The organism is Halorubrum laminariae, from assembly GCF_024494655.1.
GTDB lineage: Archaea > Halobacteriota > Halobacteria > Halobacteriales > Haloferacaceae > Halorubrum > Halorubrum laminariae.
In genome coordinates, this window is record NZ_JANHDL010000003.1 from 412,105 (window position 1) to 427,324 (window position 15,220).

At 66.8% G+C, this 15,220-nt stretch carries 15 protein-coding genes and 1 tRNA gene; 6 read left to right on the top strand and 10 right to left on the bottom strand.

The features are described 5' to 3' along the window. Positions 1-3 precede the first annotated feature (3 nt). Complete coding sequence (locus NO887_RS08135) at positions 4-438, bottom strand: universal stress protein (RefSeq protein WP_256417963.1); 435 nt, start codon at positions 436-438, stop codon at positions 4-6. Between the two features lie 82 nt (positions 439-520). Further along, positions 521-1,474 carry a transcription initiation factor IIB gene (locus tag NO887_RS08140; protein ID WP_256417964.1) on the bottom strand — a complete coding sequence of 318 codons (954 nt, stop codon included), beginning with the start codon at positions 1,472-1,474 and terminating at the stop codon, positions 521-523. A gap of 358 nt (positions 1,475-1,832) precedes the next feature. Between NO887_RS08140 and NO887_RS08145 the strand changes: the two genes are divergently transcribed. Beyond that, positions 1,833-1,961, top strand: a complete 129-nt coding sequence (locus tag NO887_RS08145; protein WP_256417965.1) for a hypothetical protein — start codon at positions 1,833-1,835, stop codon at positions 1,959-1,961. A 3-nt stretch (positions 1,962-1,964) separates the two neighbouring features. Beyond that, positions 1,965-2,588: an METTL5 family protein gene (locus NO887_RS08150; RefSeq protein WP_256417966.1), complete on the top strand. Its 624-nt coding sequence runs from the start codon at positions 1,965-1,967 to the stop codon at positions 2,586-2,588. A gap of 36 nt (positions 2,589-2,624) precedes the next feature. On the opposite strand, the gene NO887_RS08155 is transcribed toward NO887_RS08150, so the two are convergent. The 3 genes from NO887_RS08155 to NO887_RS08165 all read right to left on the bottom strand — a co-directional run bounded on the left by NO887_RS08155 (position 2,625) and on the right by NO887_RS08165 (position 6,006). Further along, a complete protein-coding gene (locus NO887_RS08155) occupies positions 2,625-4,433 on the bottom strand; it encodes a rhomboid family intramembrane serine protease (protein ID WP_256417967.1) in 1,809 nt (602 codons plus the stop codon). A gap of 99 nt (positions 4,434-4,532) precedes the next feature. Next, positions 4,533-5,288 carry a DUF2064 domain-containing protein gene (locus tag NO887_RS08160; protein WP_256417968.1) on the bottom strand — a complete coding sequence of 252 codons (756 nt, stop codon included), beginning with the start codon at positions 5,286-5,288 and terminating at the stop codon, positions 4,533-4,535. Between the two features lie 67 nt (positions 5,289-5,355). Continuing rightward, a complete protein-coding gene (locus NO887_RS08165) occupies positions 5,356-6,006 on the bottom strand; it encodes an NUDIX hydrolase (RefSeq protein WP_256417969.1) in 651 nt (216 codons plus the stop codon). Positions 6,007-6,130: 124 nt separating this feature from the next. Between NO887_RS08165 and NO887_RS08170 the strand changes: the two genes are divergently transcribed. Continuing rightward, a complete protein-coding gene (locus NO887_RS08170) occupies positions 6,131-7,549 on the top strand; it encodes an ATP-binding protein (protein WP_256417970.1) in 1,419 nt (472 codons plus the stop codon). Between the two features lie 315 nt (positions 7,550-7,864). Here the strand turns inward: NO887_RS08170 and NO887_RS08175 are convergent, their stop codons facing one another. Next, positions 7,865-8,869, bottom strand: coding sequence for a sulfurtransferase (locus tag NO887_RS08175; protein ID WP_256417971.1), 1,005 nt, complete (start codon positions 8,867-8,869; stop codon positions 7,865-7,867). Between the two features lie 122 nt (positions 8,870-8,991). Beyond that, the gene (locus tag NO887_RS08180) at positions 8,992-9,573 is read right to left on the bottom strand and encodes a class I SAM-dependent methyltransferase (RefSeq protein WP_256417972.1); all 582 of its coding nucleotides are present in this window, start codon (positions 9,571-9,573) and stop codon (positions 8,992-8,994) included. 141 nt (positions 9,574-9,714) lie between these two features. Between NO887_RS08180 and NO887_RS08185 the strand changes: the two genes are divergently transcribed. Next, a complete protein-coding gene (locus NO887_RS08185) occupies positions 9,715-10,320 on the top strand; it encodes a GNAT family N-acetyltransferase (protein ID WP_256417973.1) in 606 nt (201 codons plus the stop codon). A gap of 421 nt (positions 10,321-10,741) precedes the next feature. Here NO887_RS08185 and NO887_RS08190 read toward each other — a convergent pair. Then, positions 10,742-10,812 (bottom strand) — tRNA-Gly (locus NO887_RS08190). A gap of 199 nt (positions 10,813-11,011) precedes the next feature. On the opposite strand from NO887_RS08190, the gene NO887_RS08195 reads away from it, so the two are divergent. Next, positions 11,012-11,536, top strand: a complete 525-nt coding sequence (locus NO887_RS08195; protein WP_256417975.1) for a DoxX family protein — start codon at positions 11,012-11,014, stop codon at positions 11,534-11,536. A gap of 13 nt (positions 11,537-11,549) precedes the next feature. Beyond that, the gene (locus tag NO887_RS08200; RefSeq protein WP_256417976.1) at positions 11,550-11,840 is read left to right on the top strand and encodes a hypothetical protein; all 291 of its coding nucleotides are present in this window, start codon (positions 11,550-11,552) and stop codon (positions 11,838-11,840) included. Between the two features lie 8 nt (positions 11,841-11,848). Here NO887_RS08200 and NO887_RS08205 read toward each other — a convergent pair whose 3' ends face one another. After that, positions 11,849-14,443, bottom strand: a complete 2,595-nt coding sequence (locus NO887_RS08205; RefSeq protein WP_256417977.1) for a methyl-accepting chemotaxis protein — start codon at positions 14,441-14,443, stop codon at positions 11,849-11,851. A 60-nt stretch (positions 14,444-14,503) separates the two neighbouring features. Beyond that, positions 14,504-15,136, bottom strand: coding sequence for a class I SAM-dependent methyltransferase (locus NO887_RS08210; RefSeq protein WP_256417978.1), 633 nt, complete (start codon positions 15,134-15,136; stop codon positions 14,504-14,506). Positions 15,137-15,220: the final 84 nt, after the last annotated feature.

Consider the following 15,220-nt stretch of genomic DNA (forward strand, 5'->3'; position numbering starts at 1 on the left):
CCGCTACTCATCCGTCGGCTGCCGAACCGTCAGTACGGGAACGTCTGCGGTCCGAACGACACGCTCCGTGACGCTGCCGAGGAGATACCGGTCAAGTCCCTTGCGACCGTGGGTACCCATGACGATCATGTCGATGTCGTTCGACTCCACGTAGTCGCGGATCGACTGGTAGGCGGTCCCCGTCGTGACGGTCGTCTCGCAGTCGACGCCCGCCTCGGCGGCGGCGTCCGAGATGCGGTCCGTCGCCTCCGTACCCTCCTCTTCGAGCGCCTCGACGACGAGCTCTGCGCCGGCTTCGAGCGAGGAGTACGCGCTTCCGTCGACCACGTAGAGCGCGTGGACTCGCGCGTCGTACCGTGCGGCGAGGTCGAGCGCGTGTTCGATCGCCGCGTCGGACGCTGAACTGCCGTCAGTCGGAACGAGAATCTCCGAGTACATTTCGGATGACGGTACGGCCGAAGTGAATAAAAACCCGATCACCGGTGTCGAACGCGAGCCTCCCCCGCCGCGGACCGCCCGATCACCGGAATCCCATCGCTTCGATCTGCTCTTGATACCGGTTGCGGATGGTGACTTCGGTCACTTGCGCGACATCTGCGACCTCGCGCTGGGTCTTCTTCTCGTTGCAAAGCAGCGACGCGGCGTAGATGGCGGCAGCGGCGAACCCCGTCGGGGACTTCCCGGAGAGCAGTCCCTGTTCGGCGGAGACGTCGATGATCTCAGTCGCCTTCGACTGGACCTCCTCGGAGAGCTGGAGCGCAGAGGCGAAGCGGGGAACGAACTGCTTCGGATCGACCGGCTTCAGTTCCAAGCCGAGCTCTTGGGAGATGTACCGATACGTCCGTCCGATCTCCTTTTGCGGCACTCGAGATACGTCCGCGACCTCGTCGAGCGAGCGGGGGATTCCCTCCTGTCGGCACGCAGCGTAGAGGGCGGCGGTGGAGACGCCCTCGATGGAGCGGCCGCGGATGAGATCTTCGTTGAGCGCGCGACGATAGATGACGGAGGCGACCTCGCGTACCGACCGGGGTACCCCCAGTGCGCTCGCCATCCGATCGATCTCCGAGAGCGCGAACTGGAGGTTGCGCTCGCCCGCATCCTTCGTTCGAATCCGCTCTTGCCACTTGCGAAGCCGATGCATCTGCGACCGCTTCTCTGAGGAGAGCGAGCGGCCGTACGCGTCCTTGTCCTTCCAGTCGATCGTCGTCGTCAGCCCCTTGTCATGCATCGTTTCGGTGATCGGCGCACCGACGCGCGACTTCGACTGCCGCTCCGAGTGGTTGAACGCCCGCCACTCTGGCCCGCGGTCGATGTTCCGTTCGTCAAGCACCAGCCCGCAGTCCTCACAGACGAGCTCTTGGTCGGCGTCGGTGACGATCTCCGTCGAATCACACTCCGGACACGAGACCGTCTCCTCGTCCGACTCTCGCTCCGTGTCCCGCTCCTGTTGGCGCTGACGGCTCGGACGTTCCATTATAAGGTTTCTGGTTACTGCCGCATTTAAGTCTTTGTCCGATCGGGCGGTCACGTGTCTCTGTCACGTCGGTGGGCCCGCGAACCGATCGCCCGACTGCGACGCCGCGATGGCGGTTCCGCGCATCGCTGTCGTGGCCCCGTGCTTCCGCGAACTGGCACGCAGCCCGTGTGGCGAACACGAAACGTGACCGTCGCTCGCGGTCGGGAGTCCCTATCGCCGTCTGCCGGCCCAGTTCGTCACGCGCTCGTGCCGGCTATCGCGCCGGCGTTCGTCGTTCGACGGCGATCGTCCGAGCGTGAGTATTACTTTTGAACATTCACGAACTGTTTTATCTTACTCTCTCGTGCGTCGCGGTATGCACACGACTGGGTCCGGCGGTGTCGACCAAGACAGTGTTCGGAATCTGAGGATCGGTGTGAGCGACGGACGAACCGAGACGATCGGACGGGTTATCCACCGTATCAGCGGCTCGAACGACACCTGACAGATGGCGTCGAAACGCTCGCTCGCGGCCAAACTGGGCGTCGTCACGGGCTTCGAGAACCCGCAGGCGTCCCTCGAACAGTATCCGACGCCGCCCGAGTTGGCCGCCCACGTGATTCACCTCGCCGACCTCCATGGCGACATCGACGGTCGGACCGTGATCGATCTGGGTACCGGCACGGGAATGCTTGCGCTGGCGGCGGCCCTCCGCGGACCCGCCCGCGTCTTCGGCGGCGAGATTGACCGCGCCGCGCTGGCGACCGCGACCGAGAACGAGCGCCGCGTCGCCGCGAGCGCGCCCATGCACTGGATACAGGCCGACGCGACGCGACTTCCGCTTTCTGTCCCCGACCCCGTCACCGTGGTGATGAATCCGCCGTTCGGCGCGCAGGACGGCCACCGAAACGCGGACCGCGGCTTCCTACTGACCGCGAGCCGCGTCGCCGACGTCTCCTACTCGGTGCACAACGCCGGGAGTCAGGAGTTCGTCGAGGCGTTCGCCGATGACGAGGGCGGCGAGGTGACGCACGCGTTCGCGGCCGACTTCGCGATCGACGCCCAGTTCGACCATCACACCGAGGCGTCCCGCGAGATCGACGCCGAGGTGTACCGGATCGTCTGGAGTTGATCACGGCGACCCGTCACGGTGCGGGGTAGTCCGTCCTCACTGCCGTCCCTCGTACTGCTCCTGCCGGGCGATCTGTATCCGCGTTCCATCCCGTTCGGCGTACACCCGAGACTCTTCCCGAACGACCGAGATCCCCAGTACCGTGACCGACTCGTTCGTCGCGGGGAGCGGTGCGGCCTCGGTCCGTTCCTCGTGTTCGACGCGGAGTTCGAACCCCTCGTCGACGGGAGCGATAGAGGCGTTTCGGCCGTCTATCCGACCGTCCACGCGCGCCGGTTCGCTCGCGAACAGGGTTGACCGCGTCTCGTTTCGGATCGCGTCGACCCGATACGCCGTCTCGCCGCCGGCGGCGACCCAGCCCGTCCGCTGGATCCAGACGGTCTCGCGCCAGCCCGTTCCTCCCACGTCGACGGCGCGGTACCCCCAGAACGCCAAGTTCCCCCGCGAGACGGCGGTCGTCCAGATCTCTCGATCCGGATTCGAGACGATCACCCCCGACGTGTTCACCGATGTCGACCGGCCGAACGCCTCGACGTCGACGGCGCTCACGAGTCGGTTCTCGACGTTCTCAGCGTAGGTGATCTGGTACCCATTGATCTCGATCGGGTCGCCCGGGAGATCGCCGCCGTCGTCGACGGTCACGAGGTTCGGAACGACCGCGGGACCCGCGACGGCGGCGAGCGCGGCGAGGAGACAGAGCAACCCGACCGCGGCCGGCGTGGCTGACCGGACCGCGTCGCGGACCGTCTCGGAGCGCGAGACGGCTCGATCGGGCCACAGCGGCTCGTCGCGACCGACGGCTGCGACCGCGACGATCGCCGCCAATAGGGCGAACAACCCGAGCCCGAGCGCGCGGTACAGCTCGAACCGCTCGCCGCCGAGATACCAGTAGATCGCCCAGAGTCTACGGGACGCGCCGAACAGCAGCACGCAGCCGAACACGGCGAGTGTGGCGACTCCCGACCGACCGTCGCCGGTGGGGACGCGAGAGCGGGCGTCGGAGCCGAAGCCGGAACCGAAGTCGAGCCCGGAGCCAGACCCCTTCTCGCGTCGGCGACGAACCAGCCACACCGCGGCGAGCGCGCCGACGATGAGCCCGAGCGCGTGCCCTTGCACGGCGACGTTCGCCCACCCCGGCGGGCCGTACGAACCGCTCGCCTCGCCGAGCGCCACCGGGCTGCGGAGCGTCCAGTAGACGACGCTCGCGAGGGTCGGGCCGGTCAGCGCCGCGAGCGACCGGACCGGGTAGTGGACCAAGGCGAACCCCCAGAGCGCGAAAACGGCGGTCGAAAAGCCGATCACTGGGCCGAGCGTGAACAGCGACGAGAGCACCGCGAACCCGAGGATTGCCCCCGGAACGACGACGAACGCACGGACGTACGGGTTCGAGACGAGCGCGCGGTCGCCGGCAGACTCGTCAAGGAGGTTGTCCGTGATCGAGGTGGTGCGGTCGCGTCCGCCCGCCCCGTGGCCGTAGGCGTACTCGGCGATACCGCCCGCGACAAGCGCGGACAGAAGGTTGCCGGTGAGGTGTCCCAGTCCAGAGTGTGCGAGCCCGGCCCACAAGAGCCCCTCCGGGTAGAAGTACGACCATGACCGAAACGGAATCACGACGGGTCGGTAGGGATTACTGATCCCGTCTTGGACGAACAGATAAACCGCGACGACGACCGCGAGCGAGATGAGCGTGCCCCACGGGACGCCGTAGAGGAACCGCGATCGCATCGCGCGCGTCCACGCGCCGTCGGGCCGGTCGAGCGCGTAGACGACGAACACCGCGACGGCGACGAGCGCGAGGCCGACGGCGAGGTGCGCGGCGTCCGAAAACACCACCCCAGTCACCATGTCGTACAGCAGCCGACCGTCGCATATCAATCCGCGGGTGGTTCTCCCTGCAACGAGGGTGGGCGTCCCGGTAATCTTCGGATGGCTCCCGATACCCGTTCAGTCGCGCACGACGCGCGTCTGGCCGTCCTCGACGACCACGTCGAGCCCGTGGTCGTGGACGAACGCGGCGGTGTGGTCGGGGACGACGCGCTCGGCGGCGAACCGAGCGCGCAACATCGGAATCGCGTCGAGCAGATCGCCGCCGTCGGAAAGCGACGGCGCGGGTTCGACGAACTCGACGTCGAGGCCGGCGTCGCGGCCGCGGGCCGCCAGCGTCGGGAGGCTCGGCGCGTCGAACGCCCCGTCGAAGTCTATCGGCTCGGTGAACCCCGCGTAGTAGGTCCGGCCGCGGGTCGAGGGACCGAGCACGACCTCGTTCGTCCGGAGCTTCATCGCGGCCGAGTCGACGAGGGTCCGCGAGAACAGTGGTGCGCTCGGCGTGACGACTGCGACGGAGTCGGCGTTCTCCTCGCGCAGCAGGTGCGTGACGGTGTTTCCGGCGCGCGCGCCGAACGACGAGCCGACCTGTCGCTCGAAGCGGACATCTTCGGTGCCGCCAAGCGTGTCGGCGACAAGCGACCGGAGTTCGGCCTCCGGGGCGATGTCGGTGCGGTGCTCGGCGGGGAGGTCGTCGTCGACCGGGTAGTTGACGAGGAGGTCGCCGCCGGAGCGGTCGACCGCGAGGACGGCGTCGCGGAACAGCGCCTCGTACAGTTCGGCGGCCTCGGCGGTCGACAGCGGTGTCGACTCCGCGATCCCGGTCGCGACGAGCCCCTCACGGGGCGGCTTCGCCAGCACGACGACGACGGTCATGTCTTGAAGCCAGTCGCCCGCGCGCCTTCAACTCGCCGTTTCGGTCGCGGCGGCGGCCGGTCCGAGATCAGGCGAAGTCGCGCCGCATCGCGATCTCGAACCACGGGCACAGCCGGAGTTGTCGGTACAGTGCCGGATTCTCGTGGAGGTGTTCGTAATCGGCCCACAGCATGCCGCCGATCTCCTCCTCGTCGGGGTCGATGTCGGTGTCATCAAGGGTGACTTTCAGCACCGCACAGACTTCCCACTCGACGCCCTCATTGGGGTAGTAGCGCTTGTACTCGAACTTGTCCGTCATCCGGAGATCGTCGTACTGGTCGGGCGTGATACCGAGTTCCTCTTCGAGCCGCTTCGCGGTCGCGTCTTCCTGTGACTGCCCCTCGACGGGGTGGGAGGCGACCGTGCCGTCCCAGTGGCCGTCCCACAGCCGTTTGTTCGGCGCGCGTTGGGCGAGTAGGATCCGCCCATCGGTGTCGTACACGAGACAGGTGAACGCGCGGTGCCGGATCCCGTCGCCAGTGTGGGCGTCGAGCCGGTTCACGGTTCCCTGTTCGACATCGTCGGGGTCGACGGCGATCACATCTTGGCTCGCATTTTCGTGCGGGGAGCCAGTGGCGGCTCCGCCAGCGTCGTCTTCGTCTGTGGCGGCCGCACCGGCGTCGCCGAGTGCGGCCTCGTCTCCGGCGTCTCCGGCGTCGACCGCGTCCTCAGTGCTCATGCTACACCGGTCTCTCACCAAGGATAATAAGCGTTCGATACGCGAGGTGGCGAGCGAGGGACGTGCGCGAACGGTCGGACGCAGTTCGACGCGCTTAACAGCGTCCCGGAGCTATATCGTGCGGATGAGTGATCCGGCGCTCGACGTCGTCGAGTTCGTGTTGACGACGCACCTCTACACCGAGAACCGCGATCTCGACGAAAACGACCTGCCACCCAGGTTCCGTCAGGTGTTCTGGTCCGACGACGCGGCCGAGGACGCGCCGGGCGGCGTCGATCGACCGATAAAGGCGACCGACGGGGTGACTCGCACCGCCACCGGCGTCGACCGTCCGTGGGAAGCCGTCTCAGAGCTGCTTTTCACCCAGCGAACCGACTTCTCCGGCGAGATATCGCTGACCCAGCCCGAGATGGCGCTGGAGTGGTACGTCGACCACGCGGACGACGACAGGATCGGGGCCAACCCGACGATCGTCGCCGCCCTCGCCGACGCGGACGACTTCGACGCGCCCGTGACGCACGAGGAGTCTAGGGACAACGTGCGTCCGGTGCAAGCCGATCGCGTCTGGATCGACGCCCTGCTCGATGAGTACTTCGACGAGGAGGAAGACGCCGAGATGCTCGATCTGGTCAACGTCCGCGCGCCCGAGGAGATCGAGACGACCCTCGACGACCTCGTGCTCACCGGCGACCAAGAGGGCGAGATCCAGAAGATCGTGAAGGCGATCGAACACCGCGAGTACCTCGCGAGCATCGGGCTCCGCGAGATCGGGAAGCTGCTGTTCGTCGGACCTCCGGGAACCGGAAAAACGACGATATCTCGCGCGCTCGCACACGAACTCGGTCTCCCGTTCGTCGAGGTGAAGCTCTCGATGATCACGAGCCAGTACCTCGGTGAGACGGCGAAAAACGTCGAGAAGACGTTTGAGGTGGCGAAGCGTCTCTCTCCGTGTATCCTCTTCATCGACGAGTTCGACTCCGTCGCGAAGACCCGCCGGAGCGACGAACACGCCGCGCTGAAACGCGCCGTCAACACCCTGCTCAAGTCGATCGACGAGGTCTCGCTGATCCGCGACGAGGTCCTGTTGATCGGCGCGACCAACCACCCCGATCAGCTCGACGCTGCCGCGTGGCGTCGGTTCGACGAGATTGTCAACTTCCCCAAGCCCGACCGCGACATGCGCGCCGACATCCTCCGTGTCGTCACAAAGGAGATGGAGATCGCCGACTTCGACCCCGAGGAGGTCGCCGACCGGACGAGCGGGCTCACGGGATCCGACCTCCGGATGGTGCTCCGCGAGGCCGTTCTTGGCGCACTCACCGAAGACCGGATGACGATCACACAGGAGGACGTGATGGCGGCCGTCGAGGACTTTGAAGAGCGCGATAACCTGAAGAATATGGATATGATCGACGGCGAGGGCGCAGAACTACTGGGAGAGACGGGCTCCGACGAACAGGACCACGCCCACGACGAGTCGACTGACGACGGCGCGCACGATCACGATCACGACCACGCCGCGCACGGCCCCTCACACGATTGAACCGCGCCGTGACTCTGTGAAGCGGCGTTCGATAGAACTCCGCAAGAGAGTAGAGTATATAACCGGACCCGAGCGACGGCGACGATCGTGGATAACTGTAAACAACTGGCGTTGCGGTGCGGTCGGCGCGCCGGTGAGCGACGCGACGCGGCGCGAACCGCCCGCGAGGGATGCGGCGAGCGAGGTGTGAGCGAAGCGAACACCTCGATTGCGAGCGGTGAAACCGCGAGCAGTGAGCCGCGAGGCTGGGGAGGCGTGAGGTGCTGGGCTGTGCGGTGAGACCCGAGAGGACAGCCGCGATACCGATAGTGTCGACTACGCGAACGTGTCGATCACCGTTCCCGTGTCCTCGCCCGTGGTGTAGTAGTAGCCGTTCTCTTCGGAGAGGGTTCCCCAGTCGGCCCAGCTCCCCTCGTAGTTGCGCACGTCCTCGAAGCCGAACTGATCGAGGACGAACCAGCCGACCGACGCTCGGATAGCGGTCTGGCAGTACGCGACGACCGTCTCGTCGCGCGAGAGGTCGGCGTCGTCGATCCACAGCGTTTCCAGTTCCTCGGGCGTTCGCAGCCGACCCGCCTCGTCGTCGATGCTCTGGACGAAGTTGAGATTGGTCGCGCCGGTGACGTGCCCGAACCGGCCGAGGTCACCGCGCTGATCGACACCGTAGTACTCCGCGGGCGAGCGCATGTCGAGTATCGGGACCGACGCGTCCGACTCGTCGACGTTCTCGGCGACGAACTCGCGGGTGGCTACCACGCCGGTGTCGAGTTCCGGCTCGTAGGTCGCGTCGCCCGACTCCGGTGACGAACCCGTCGTCTCCTCGCCCGCGGCGTCCCAGACGGTGAATCCGCCGTCGAGCAGACTCACCTGTCCCTCGTGGCCGAGGGCGTTGAGCGTGTAGATGGCGTACGTCTCCCAGAGGTTCGATTCGGCACCGTACACCACGACGTCGTCGCCCGATTCGATCCCAGCCTGCGAGAGTGTCCACGCGATCACGTCGGGGGATACCTCGAAGCCGTCCGGCGTCTCCTCGGCGTAGCTGTCGAGCATCTCCGAGTCGGGGAAGTGATGTGCGCCGGGAATATGCGCGTCGCCGAACGCCCCCTCGTCGCGGACATCGAGGAGGTGTACGTCCTCCAGATTCTCCGAGAGCCACTGGCTGTCGACGACGCCGTCAAACTCCGCCGCGGCGGGAGTGGTGTACGCCGCTGGCGGCTCGCTGTCGCCGCTCGAACCGAGGCAGCCGGCCGTCGCCGCGATCGCCGCGCCGGCCGAAGCCAATACCGCCCGTCTGGAGGTCCGCGTCTGTCGGTCCTGCATTCACTGACAGACACGGGCGTCACGGGCATAACCCTGTTACAGGAGGTCCGTCTTACCGCCGCGCGTGACGGAACCCCGCGCCTCGTCGCCGGCACCGGCCAGTCTTGCGAGGTCACGGAAAGTCATATTTTTCGTTTGACACCTGCGACCGTGTAACCGACGCCGCGGTCGACGATCCGCGGATCGAGCCCGGCGTCGTCGAGGGCGGCTGCGAGGTCGCTCGGAGCGCGGAACCGCGATGACATCCCGATCGCGTGCTCGGCGGCGACGAGGCCGCGGCCCAGCGGATGCGTCGGGTCGAACTCCCGGATCACGACCGCACCGCCGGGCGCGAGGACGCGCGATATCTCGTGAATCGCCGCCCCGTGGTCAGGCAGGTGGTGGAAGGCGTCGACGATGGTGACCGCGTCGACGCTCGCATCGCGGATCGGAAGTCGCCCGGCGTCGCCGGCGACGGCCGACAGCCCCCGCTCGCGACGGGCGCGAGAGAGCATCTCGCGGGAGGCGTCCACCACGAATATCTCCGGTCCCGCCAGCGCGGCCGCGGCCCGCCCGGACCCGCCGCCCACGTCGAGCAGTCGGTCGATCGGTCTGGTCGCGTGGGCGAGGCCGGCGGCCAGCGCCTCGCCGTCCGCCGGCGGCATCGCGAGGTCGTACAGCGGTGCCAACCGGTCGAAGAATCGAACGTCGCCGAGACCGTGCATATCTGCGTTCGGACCCGGCAGAACCTAAATCCTCTCGCGGAACGATTCCGGTTTGCATTCCGCGCGAGCCGACCAGACGCGGCCGCAGATGAGTCGTCGACCGTCCGGTCGCATATATGCGACCGAGCCGTAGCCGCCGGCATGGAGTACGCGCTCGTCTGTGAGCCCGGGGCGGATGCCACGTTGCGGCTCGACTACCGGGCGTTCGCGTACGCCGGGAAGTTCGTCCTCGGCGCGCCGGGAAAGGCGGTGTTGCGGACGGCGGACGGCTCGCCGGCCGTTCCGGAGTGGGAGCCCGACGAACCGCTGGCTCCGGCCGTCGACGAGAGCGCGTTCGACGACGACGTGGTCGCCGCCGTCTCCTTTTCACCGGACCGGACCGATCCGGACCGCTGCCGGATCCGATACGTCACGGTCCACGTCGCGCGGCGCGGCGAGGGACTCGGGCCGCGGCTGATCGATCGCACCGTCGAACGGCTGGCGAAGGCGGGCTACGACCGGGTTCGGATCGCGGTCAACAACCCGTTCGCGTACGCGGCGCTCTACAAGTGCGGGTTCGCGTACACCGGCGAGCAGACCGGAATCGCGGAGTTGGAGTTGGCTCGCCCGGCCGACGCGCCGGCCGACGACGACGCCGAACGCTACCGATCGGGACTCCGGGCGTTCCGCGAGACCGACCGCGACCTCGATCCGAGTGAGGCGCGATTCATCTCGGAGCGATTGGACGACGACGCCGGTCGTTCCTGATCGAGCTGGCCGGTGTCGCCGGCGGTCGCATCCGGACTCGATCGCGAGCGTAGAGCGATGTGGTCTGTGCGAACAGAACGCTCGGCGATTTCTCTCACTTCGTTCGAGAAATGCGCCGGCCGGGACTCCCGCGAGCGAAGCGAGTGGGAATACGGGCGGCGCACGACCGAAGGGAGTCTGCTGAGCGAAGCGAAGTAGACGTTGACTGACAGAGTCAGTCAGAAGTGCGCCGGCCGGGATTGTGAACCACGGTCGCTCTGCTCGCTTCGCTCGCGACGCTCCCTGATTCAAATCCCTCGCGCATCTTCCCGCACGCCTCACTCGTCGCTATCGCTCCTCGTTCGTAGTGGAGAAGATGCGCCGGCCGGGACTCCCGCGAGCGGAGCGAGTGGGAGTACGGGCGGCGCACGACCGAAGGGAGTGCGCCGGCCGGGATTTGAACCCGGGCCATGAGCTTGGAAGGCTCAGGTCCTACCACTAGACCACCGGCGCGCGTCTACACGTAGGCCGAACTGTTTTGATAAACGTTCCGTGTTCCGACGCCGTTGTGCACGTGTCGACCGATGCGTCATATAAAATACCACAGTATCGCGGGCCGTTCCAGCGCTCTTAGAACGGTTTTCAGACGTTTAGAACCGTTCTAGGTTTCTATAGGTGTAGCCACCCAACGTGCACCTGTGAGGTGACGACGATGTCATACCAAGCAAGCAATCCCCTGGTCGAAGACGTCGAGTTCGCCCTGGACGGTCCGTGGGCGGCGTACTGGATCGCGTTCCTGCGCGTCGTCACCGGGTGGTGGTTCCTCCACGCGGGGATCACCAAGCTCATCGAGGACGGGCTCTCGTACACCTACGGCACCGCGTACATGCAAGAGATGTCGGGAACGGCCCTCGGCGGCATCCCGGTCTGGATGGGGAACAACCTCGCGTGGCTCATCGAGCCGGGCGTGCCCCTGTTTGAGACGCTGATCGGGCTTGCGCTGATCGTCGGCGCGTTCACCCGCTTCGCCGCATTCGGCGGGGTCATCTTCATGGTCCTGTTCTGGATCGGCAACGCGGACTTCGCCAACGGCGTCGTCAACGGCGACTTCATGGGCCTGCTGTTGTTCATGACGGTGATCGCGCTCGCGGCCGGACGATACTACGGGCTCGACGCGGTCATCGAGAAGCTCGATGTCGTCGAACGACACCCCAAGCTCCGATACCTGCTCGGCTGAGAGGTGACCACCAATGACAACCACTGACATCATCGACAGAGCGGCGATGGCGCTGAGCGCGGGACTCATGCTGCTCGGCATCGTCGGCATGGGGATCGTCGAGATCCTCGCCGGCCAGCCGTACAGCCCGGTTCCGATAACCAACGAGGCGGGCGAGGTCGTGGCGACCCCGCTCATCTCGCCACAGCTCCGAACCGGCGTCGTGCTGGTCGGTATCGTGGTGCTCGGGCTGTACGCGGCCTACAAGATCGTGGTCCCGGTCCCCGAGGAAGAACGGACCGGCCACGAGACCGTCGCGGACTGAGCCCGCGGCTACTCTTCTGCGTCCACGTCGCGACCGCCAGCGACTCCGTCTCTGTTCTCTGTCGTGGCCGAGTCGGTCAGATCGGTCGCGTCGTCGTCTGGTGAACCGTCAGATCCGGAATCGGAATCGGCTGAGTCGCGGTCGATCCCGCCGTCGGCGCTCATCGCGCCCTCCGCCTCACCGTCGCTTCCGGCGTCCCCATCGACGCCGCTCGTCCCGAAGTCGAACTCGGTGTCTGCGGAGCGGTCACGTGCGGAGTCTCTGTCGGCCTCGTTCTCGCTGTCGTCGAAGGCGATATCATTCCCGTTGTCGGCGTCGACGCCGGACTGACTCGCGTCGTCGGTACCAGTCGCGATGTCGCCGGCAGCGTCGGTCGCGACCTCGAACCCCTCGGTCATCCGCCGCAAACTCCGCGCTCGGTTGGTCAGGTCGTGCGCCTGATCGGAGACTTCGCCGAGTGTCGCGGCCTGCTCCTCGGCGGTGGAGGCGACCGTCGTCGCCTCCGCGGTCGTCTGTTGGCTCACGCCGGCGAGGTCGTCGACCGCGCCGGTCACCTCGCTGACAGACGACGCCTGCGCGTCCATCGCGCCCGATATCTCCTGAACGCCGTCGTCGGCCTGTGTCACCCGCTCTTCTACCTCGTCCAGCGCGTCCTCTGCCCGCTCGACGGTCTCGACGCCGTCGTCGATCCCCTCGCGGATCGCCTCCATCTCGGCGACCGTCGCATCGGTGCGCTCGCGGAGTCCGTCGATCAGCGCCTCGACCTCGGCAGCCGATTCTTGGGTTTCTTCGGCGAGTGACTTCACCTCCTCCGCGACGACGGCGAACCCGGAGCCGGCCTCGCCGGCGCGGGCGGCCTCGATGCTCGCGTTCAGCGCCAGCAGGTTGGTCTGATCGGCGATCTCGGAGATGGTCTCAACGATCGCGTCAACCTCCTCCATCTCCGCCTCCAGCCGTGATATCGTCTCCGCGGCGGATTCCGAGCGGTCCTCGATGTCGTGGAGCTGCTCTGTTGCCCCGACGGTCGCCTCGCGTCCCGTCTCGGTGACCTCGCTCGCGCGCTGTGACGTGGTCGCGACCTCCTCGGCGGACGACGCGACCTCCTCGACGGTCGCCGACATGTCCTCCATCTCTCCGGCCACCTCGGAGAGACGGCGGCTCTGTCGCTCCGCGCCAGCCGATATCTCGTCGACTGCGTCGCTCGTCTCTCGACCCGCCTCGGCGACCTCGTCTGCGCCGTCGGAGACCGCCTCGCTCTTCTCTGCGACCGCCGCGGCGAAGGTGTCAACCTCGGCGATCGCCGTCTCGAGTTCGTCCATGGCTTCGTTGAACCCATCGGCTATCTCCCTGAGCGCCTCCGGGTCGTCGGCGTCAGCGTCGAGCCGGGCCGTGAGGTCACCGTCGGCGCAGTCGTCCATCGTCTCGCCGAACGCCGCCGCTCGCGCCTCCAGCTGCTCTGCGAACGCCTCGCTCTCCGATTTCGCCGTCTCAGCGCGTTGCCGCTGCGTTTCGGCCGATTCGATCTGCTCGCGCAGGGAGTCGCGCATGGTCGAGAACGCGCCGTAGAGGTCGCCGAACTCGTCGCGGCGGTCCGTGTCGAACGCCACGTCGAGTTCGCCCGATTCGAGCGTCCTCGCCTTCCGCTTGAGCTGGTTCAGTTCAGTGACGGTTCCGCGGCCAAGCGTCAGTCCGAACAGCCCCAATCCGACGACCGCGACGCCGACGATCAGAAGCAGATTTCGCCCGATCATCCCAGAGAGCGCGTACGCCTCTGTGAGCGGGACGTGGACCCCGACGTACCAGTCCTCCGTGGCGACCGGCGCGTACGCGGTGAAGTACTCGGCGTCGTCGGTGAACGCGAACATCGCAGAGGATACGTGACCGACCGCGGACCCGTTGACCATCTCGTCTCGCATTCCGTCGTCGTATCGCTCGCCTGCGACGGCGTCGCGATCGCTCGCGCCGATCGTCCCGTCGGCCTCGACAACCGTGGTGAACGATCCCGCCGTCGGCTGTCGGAGATCCCCGATGATCGACGCGAGCGATACCTCCATCATGAGGTAGTTGCGCCCCGGCGTGTGGGCGGCGTACGCGACGTGTCGCTCGCCGTCGCGCTCGTACGTCGGAGAGGTGTACGTGTCGGAACCGACTAGGAGGTCGTCGCTCATCCAGTCCCGATCGACGAGCGCGGCACCTCGGTCGTCGTCGGTCGAGGCGATAAGCGTCCCCTCCTTGCGGTTGACGTAGTGGAGCGCGACGATATCGTCGGCCTGCCAAGAGAGATGAGAGGTGAGGTAACTCTCTACTTGTTCGGGCTCCCTGTCGAGTCCGAAGGCGTCGTGGTCAGCGAGATCCCGGGCGGTCGTGCGGCGCTCGTTCGTCCACACGTCGATCTCCGTACCGCTCAGCTCCGCGACCGCGGTGTAGTCCTGTTGGGCAGACGATTCCAAGCTGTCGGTCGTCTCCGCGTACGTGACCGCCCCGACGGCTCCGATGGCTCCGACGACGAGCAGAACGACGATCGCGAACTTCGCGAGGTAACTGCGGGTGATCGCGTCGGGGGTCACGCGGCGGACCAAGCGACCGAGCGGCGTGGGACTCATTGTTCCGACGGGGACATCGAGGGTGCTTTAATCCTCACTCGAATATATCTGATCTGATAATCAGGAGTCGTCGCCAGCGACGACGGCGTAGCAGTTCCCGCTGGAGATGGTCGATTCGACGACGGTGAGGTCGCTCTCGGCGAGGTCAGACTCGAACTCCGGCGGCGCGTAAATGTGATAATACCGAGGGACGGTCTCACCGCCCGGTAACGTCCAGTCGACGGTCGTGTCGAATCCCTCCTCGCGGTCGAAGCGATCGTGCGCCGTGCTCCACGCGCTCACCAGCGCGACTCCGTCGGCGTCGAGGACTCGGGCCAGCTCATCGAGGCTGCGGACGCGCGCGTCCCGCGAGCGCAGGTGGTGGAGGGTCGCGACGTACACCGCGAGTCCGACCGCGTCGTCGGCGATCGGGAGCACTGCGGCGTCACCGTGGACAAACGACGCAACGTCGGCGAATCCCCGCTCCCGCGCTCGCTCGACGGCCTCGCTGAGGAGTCCGCGACTGAGATCCACACCGACAGCGGAGTGGGTGCGGTCGGCGAGCAGTTCCGTGTGTCGTCCGTTACCACACCCTACGTCGAGCGCGACCGCAGCCGTCCGGTCCGCGAGGAACGACTCGACCTCCGGCCACGGGTGCTCTCGCGTCTTCGAGAAGTGCACGGCGATGCGGTCGTAGGTCGCCTGCGGGTCCATACGGACGGCTCGGTGCCCGGCGATATAGGTCCGGTGACAGCGTCCGGTGCGTGGCGGAAGCCGCGATCGATCGGCGGGGCGGCG

Excerpts from the sequence above, each read along its gene's own strand:
- NO887_RS08150 (WP_256417966.1), top strand. The coding sequence starts at position 1,965 with ATGGCGTCGAAACGCTCGCTCGCGGCCAAACTGGGCGTCGTCACGGGC.
- NO887_RS08170 (WP_256417970.1), top strand. The coding sequence starts at position 6,131 with ATGAGTGATCCGGCGCTCGACGTCGTCGAGTTCGTGTTGACGACGCAC.
- NO887_RS08185 (WP_256417973.1), top strand. The coding sequence starts at position 9,715 with ATGGAGTACGCGCTCGTCTGTGAGCCCGGGGCGGATGCCACGTTGCGG.
- NO887_RS08155 (WP_256417967.1), bottom strand. The coding sequence starts at position 4,433 with ATGGTGACTGGGGTGGTGTTTTCGGACGCCGCGCACCTCGCCGTCGGC.
- NO887_RS08180 (WP_256417972.1), bottom strand. The coding sequence starts at position 9,573 with ATGCACGGTCTCGGCGACGTTCGATTCTTCGACCGGTTGGCACCGCTG.
- NO887_RS08160 (WP_256417968.1), bottom strand. The coding sequence starts at position 5,288 with ATGACCGTCGTCGTCGTGCTGGCGAAGCCGCCCCGTGAGGGGCTCGTC.
- NO887_RS08210 (WP_256417978.1), bottom strand. The coding sequence starts at position 15,136 with ATGGACCCGCAGGCGACCTACGACCGCATCGCCGTGCACTTCTCGAAG.
- NO887_RS08200 (WP_256417976.1), top strand. The coding sequence starts at position 11,550 with ATGACAACCACTGACATCATCGACAGAGCGGCGATGGCGCTGAGCGCG.
- NO887_RS08195 (WP_256417975.1), top strand. The coding sequence starts at position 11,012 with ATGTCATACCAAGCAAGCAATCCCCTGGTCGAAGACGTCGAGTTCGCC.
- NO887_RS08165 (WP_256417969.1), bottom strand. The coding sequence starts at position 6,006 with ATGAGCACTGAGGACGCGGTCGACGCCGGAGACGCCGGAGACGAGGCC.
- NO887_RS08145 (WP_256417965.1), top strand. The coding sequence starts at position 1,833 with ATGCACACGACTGGGTCCGGCGGTGTCGACCAAGACAGTGTTCGGAAT.
- NO887_RS08175 (WP_256417971.1), bottom strand. The coding sequence starts at position 8,869 with ATGCAGGACCGACAGACGCGGACCTCCAGACGGGCGGTATTGGCTTCG.
- NO887_RS08140 (WP_256417964.1), bottom strand. The coding sequence starts at position 1,474 with ATGGAACGTCCGAGCCGTCAGCGCCAACAGGAGCGGGACACGGAGCGA.
- NO887_RS08205 (WP_256417977.1), bottom strand. The coding sequence starts at position 14,443 with ATGAGTCCCACGCCGCTCGGTCGCTTGGTCCGCCGCGTGACCCCCGAC.
- NO887_RS08135 (WP_256417963.1), bottom strand. The coding sequence starts at position 438 with ATGTACTCGGAGATTCTCGTTCCGACTGACGGCAGTTCAGCGTCCGAC.